Source organism: Sulfurimonas sp. (genome assembly GCF_032250635.1).
In the GTDB taxonomy this organism is placed as follows: Bacteria; Campylobacterota; Campylobacteria; order Campylobacterales; family Sulfurimonadaceae; genus Sulfurimonas.
The window spans coordinates 1-4,706 of record NZ_JAVVFL010000013.1; the positions used below are offsets into that span (position 1 = coordinate 1).

Genomic DNA, 4,706 nt, shown 5'->3' on the forward strand with positions numbered 1-4,706 from the left:
GGCTCATCAAGTTCAAGCTCTTCATCAAGCTCGAGCTCTTCAGATTGTGTTTCTTCTGGCTCTGACTCTTCATCAAGTTCACTCTCACCATCTTCAAAATCTAAATCCTCATCTTTAAAATCGAGCTCGTCTATCTCTTCAAGCTCCAAATCATCCTCATCTTGCAAATCATCTTCAAGCTCCAACTCTTCTTCAGCTTCTAGATTCTCTTTAGATGCATCATCCTCTTTTTCGGTCTCTTCCAAAAGAGTCTGAACCTCTTGAAGCTCATCTTTATCCAAAACACTTTTCTTCTCATCATCCTCGATCTCTAAGTCATCCGAGTCAACGCTCTCTGCTTCATCCGCAGAACCTAACTCTTCATCCTCTAGTTCTTCCTCAACCTCATCTTCAAGCTCATCAAATTCACCCTCAAGATCTTCATCAAGTTCGTCTTCGAGCTCATCAAATTCACCCTCTAGATCTTCATCAAGCTCCTCGTTATGCGCATCATTAAAATCTTCAAGCCCATCTTCAATTTCGGTATCATCCAGCTCAACTTCATCAAGAGTATCCAAACTTTCCAACTCACCAAGTTCGTCTAGATCATCCAAATCGCTACCAAAAGCAAAATCATCTTGAGCCTCTGCAACTTTGCTTTTATTGCTCTTCTCTTCGGTGTTTACGTTGATACCTTTTGCCAAAGAGACAAGCATTTCAACAAGGTCGGTAGGCAAAAACGGCTTGCGCATAATTGCATCAAACCCTTCAAGCGCCTTAGCATCTTTCGCACATATATAAAGAGATCTGCTAAAATCTACTTTTGATTTTAGCTCATCTAGCAACTCTTGTGTGTAGAGTCCATCATCGAGAATCAAAAGGTTATAAGATGTTGAATCTATGTCCTCTATACTCTCGACTTTATCCAACTCATCTGAAGTTTTTTGTACGCTTAGGGTTACTAATTTATTGACAACTGGATTATTATTTATAAGTAAGATTTTCATTACGGGTTCCCTTTAAGAGGCTCTTTTGACATTATTGTATCGAAAAAAACTAAAAAAACGTCTCTAAAAAGTTAAAAGCTTCGAGCATCTCCCCTTTTAAAATCAACATCGAAGCGCTTAGCGTAGCTATCAAAACAACAAAAGAGACCATAATCTTTATCGGAAAACCGATAACTAAAAGGTTGAACTGAGGCATTGTTTTCATAAGCATTCCAAAAATTACGTCTGCTAGCCATGAGAGCGCTATTATGGGAAATGCTATCATAAATCCGACCATAAACATATTTGATGTTGCGGTGATTATATAGTTAAATAGATTTTCACTCATCAAAAAGCCTCCAAGAGGAATCTTCTCTAGGGAGCTGTCTATAAAAAGCAGCATCCAGTGGTGCATATCTATGGCAAAGAGAATCATAAGCGCGACTAAAGATAAAAACTGCGAGATAATAGGCATCGAGACGCCTGTTTGCGGGTCTATTGCGCTTGCCATCGAAAAGCCCATCATAAAAGATATCTGCCCGCCGGCAAATGTGATTGCATTAAAAGCTATCTGCAGGACAACGCCTATTGCAAGACCAAAAAGAAGTTCGCTAAGTATCGCTACTACGATGCTAGGCGCGGTTATAGCAATCTCAAGAGGAGGCATAGAGGAGTAAAAAACTATCGTGAAGAAAAATGCCAATGCCGCTTTTATGGTCATCGGAATACTGTTGTGCGAAAATATCGGCACTGCCATAAAAAGCGCGCCGAATCTGAAAAAAAGAAGAATAAAACCGACTATGTAGGTGTCGCTAAAGATTTGCGGCCAAGCCATTGTTAAACCCTTTCTAAAAATTAGCTAACTTTTATCAGTTCTTTGTCTATCAACTTATAAATATTGTCGCATCGGTGTGCAATCTCTTCATCGTGCGTAACCATAACCATACCTGCTCCATGCTGCTTTATATACTCAAAAAATATATCCATAACCTCATTTGCGGTAACTTTGTCCAGATTTCCTGTCGGCTCATCTACAAAGAGTATGCGAGGCTGTTTTGTCAACACTCTGGCAATTGAGACTCTCTGCTGTTGCCCTCCAGAGAGTTCCGTAACTTTTTGATGCATTACACTGTCGATTTTCAATCTTTTTAAAAGATTCTCATCTATATCTTGTTTTGAGAGTATTGCCGCAATCTCCAAATTTTCCAAAGAGCTAAAACCTTTAAAAAGATAATGAGACTGAAAAACAAGCCCAAGTTCATCTCTTTTTATACGTGATAGTCTCTTTTTATTCATGCCTGAGACATCTTCTCCAAAAAGAGAAACTTCTCCGCTCTGAGGCTTTAAAAGTGTTGACAATATATGTAGCAGTGTCGATTTTCCGCTTCCGCTGATACCTATGATGGCAACGGATTCTCCCTCGTTTAAATCAAGCGATATATTCGAGAAAAGTTCATAATCAAAACTGTGCGATAAATTTTTTGCAGATAGTAAATTCATGAGAGGATTATAGCTAATTTAATCACAAAATATCTTTTTGCACCCTTTTCTTGAGCGCATCTCCAATCTTTTTTCATAAGCTTTCTCAACCATCTTTTTCATAATATAGGCAAAGTATCCGCTAAAATAAAAACCAAATACTTTAGCAACAGCGTAACCTCTGCCAAGAGCGATTAATATTCCGCGAGATTTTATATTATGCTCTCTTAGAGGTTTTTTCTCTATAAGGCTCGTAATGTTTTGAACGCAAATATCTGCCATCTGCTCTGCCGTGTCTGCAGTCGGCGCAACGACTTTAGCGTCGTTGTATATAGTCGTACAGTCACCTATGGCAAAAACGTTACCGTAGCTCTGTGTTTGAAGATAGCTGTTTGTAACAATATAGCCCATCTCGTTTTTATCGATAGAGAGTTCATGCACAAGTCCATTTGGCTCAATACCGCCGGCAAATATTATAAAATCCATTTGAAGCTCTTCGCCACCGCTTAGTTTTACACTCTCTTTTGTTATCTCGACAACTTTTCTCTCATTTTTTATAATTACGTCAAGCTTTTTCAGTCTTTGATCGCTTTTTTGAATCAATACATCATCAAGTCCCTGCAAAATATGCTTGCCCGAATTTATCAGTACGATGTTTAATTTTCTGCATATAAAGTTATTTTTACGGTAAAACTCTTTAGAAAACGATGCCATCTGCGCCGCTATCTCTACACCGCTAAGACCGCCGCCTGCAACTATTATATTGATGGGTTTACAGCTTGTTCCGCTCTCCTCAACCCTTTTAAACAGCGACATCTCAAATTTTTGTTTAAAATACATGGCGCGATGAAGCGCTTTTACACCGTATGCATATTCGCGTAACCCAATAACGTCTGCTCTAAATTTGGTACGCGCGCCAACGGCGATTACAAGATAATCATAACCGTATCTCTGAATGGAAGTTACAACCTTATTATTTTTAAAGTCGATGTTTTTCACCTCCTGCTTTATGAAGGTAACATTGCTCTCAAAGCCGCTACAGAAGGTGAAAAGGTCAACTGTAACCTGCGCAAAATCATTCTCGTTTGCTATTAGGTCATATACATCTGTTTGTGCAAAGTGGTAGGAGTTTTTATCTAAAAGCAGTATCTCATTTTGTGGGTTTTTTGCCAGCTTCTCAACGGTACGAAGTCCGCCGTAGCCTCCGCCGATTACAATGATTTTATTTTTATTCAAAATGCACTCTTAATGGTTTATTTGAAAAAATTATATCATCTTTAGTTTGTTAAGTTAAATATTATTGGTTTTTTGATTGTTTATTAGAGGGGGAAGAGTTAAGGAAAAATCCTTAACTCATTTGAGCAGCAACTTCTGCAGCGAAGTCACCTACTTTTTTCTCGATACCCTCACCTACTTCAAAACGAACAAAGTCAACTATCTCAGCAGTTCCGCCAAGCTCTTTTGCAGCAGCTTGAACAGCTTGTGCAACAGTCATTTTGTCATCTAGAACGTATGTCTGGTCTAAAAGTGCAAGCTCTTTGTCTAGAGTCGTGTTGTCATCTATAAAACGAGCAAGTTGTCCAGGAACGATTTTGTCCCAGATAGCTTCAGGTTTACCTTGAGCTTTTAATGCTTCTTTGATGTCAGCTTCCGCTTTAGCTAAAACTTCATCACTAAGTTGCATCATAGAGACAAACTGAGGAATATTTTTAAGAGGTTTTTTCAAACGACTTAACTCCTCATTCTCTTTTTTAAGAGCTTCAATTCTACCTTTAGTTTCACCATCAACAAATTCAGGGTTAAAATCTTTATATGAAAGTGTTGTCGGCTTCATCGCAGATGCATGCATAGCAATGTTTTTAAGCGTTGGAATTAATCCCTGCGCAGTTTTTTTGCTGTCACATTTTGCCAAAACAATAACCGCGATACGGTTGTTTGAGTGAATATAGCCATTAAGCGCAACACTCTCATCATCAGCTTGAAGTGTAGTAAAACGGCGAACGTCTATCTTCTCACCGATTTTTGCAACAGTCTCAGAGAAGTATGAACCAAAAGATGTTGCTTTTAGGCTCTCTACATCTGATGGAGAAGTTGCGTAAACCTCTTCTGTTGTTTTAAGAACTAAATTTTTAAAACCCTCATTCTGAGCAACGAAATCTGTCTCGGAGTTGATTTCAACGATTGTTGCTTTAGAAAAATCATCCGCAAGTTTAAAGCCCACAAGACCTTCGGCAGCAACTCTATCAGCTTTTTTAGCTGATT

General features: G+C 38.7%; 4 protein-coding genes and 1 pseudogene. All 5 read right to left on the reverse strand.

What is annotated here, in order from left to right; genetic code table 11:
• Window positions 1-986: pseudogene (locus RQ763_RS01515) on the reverse strand (DNA topoisomerase IV); the annotation flags it as partial.
• Between the two features lie 49 nt (window positions 987-1,035).
• Window positions 1,036-1,800 carry a flagellar biosynthetic protein FliR gene (gene fliR, locus RQ763_RS01520; protein WP_314150715.1) on the reverse strand — a complete coding sequence of 255 codons (765 nt, stop codon included), beginning with the start codon at window positions 1,798-1,800 and terminating at the stop codon, window positions 1,036-1,038.
• A gap of 20 nt (window positions 1,801-1,820) precedes the next feature.
• On the reverse strand, window positions 1,821-2,465 hold the full coding sequence (locus RQ763_RS01525) for an ABC transporter ATP-binding protein (RefSeq protein WP_294932544.1): 645 nt from the start codon (window positions 2,463-2,465) through the stop codon (window positions 1,821-1,823).
• 18 nt (window positions 2,466-2,483) lie between these two features.
• On the reverse strand, window positions 2,484-3,680 hold the full coding sequence (locus tag RQ763_RS01530; protein WP_314150716.1) for an NAD(P)/FAD-dependent oxidoreductase: 1,197 nt from the start codon (window positions 3,678-3,680) through the stop codon (window positions 2,484-2,486).
• Window positions 3,681-3,792: 112 nt separating this feature from the next.
• The coding region (tsf, locus tag RQ763_RS01535) for a translation elongation factor Ts (protein ID WP_409932344.1) at window positions 3,793-4,706 on the reverse strand (914 nt) is incomplete at its 5' end.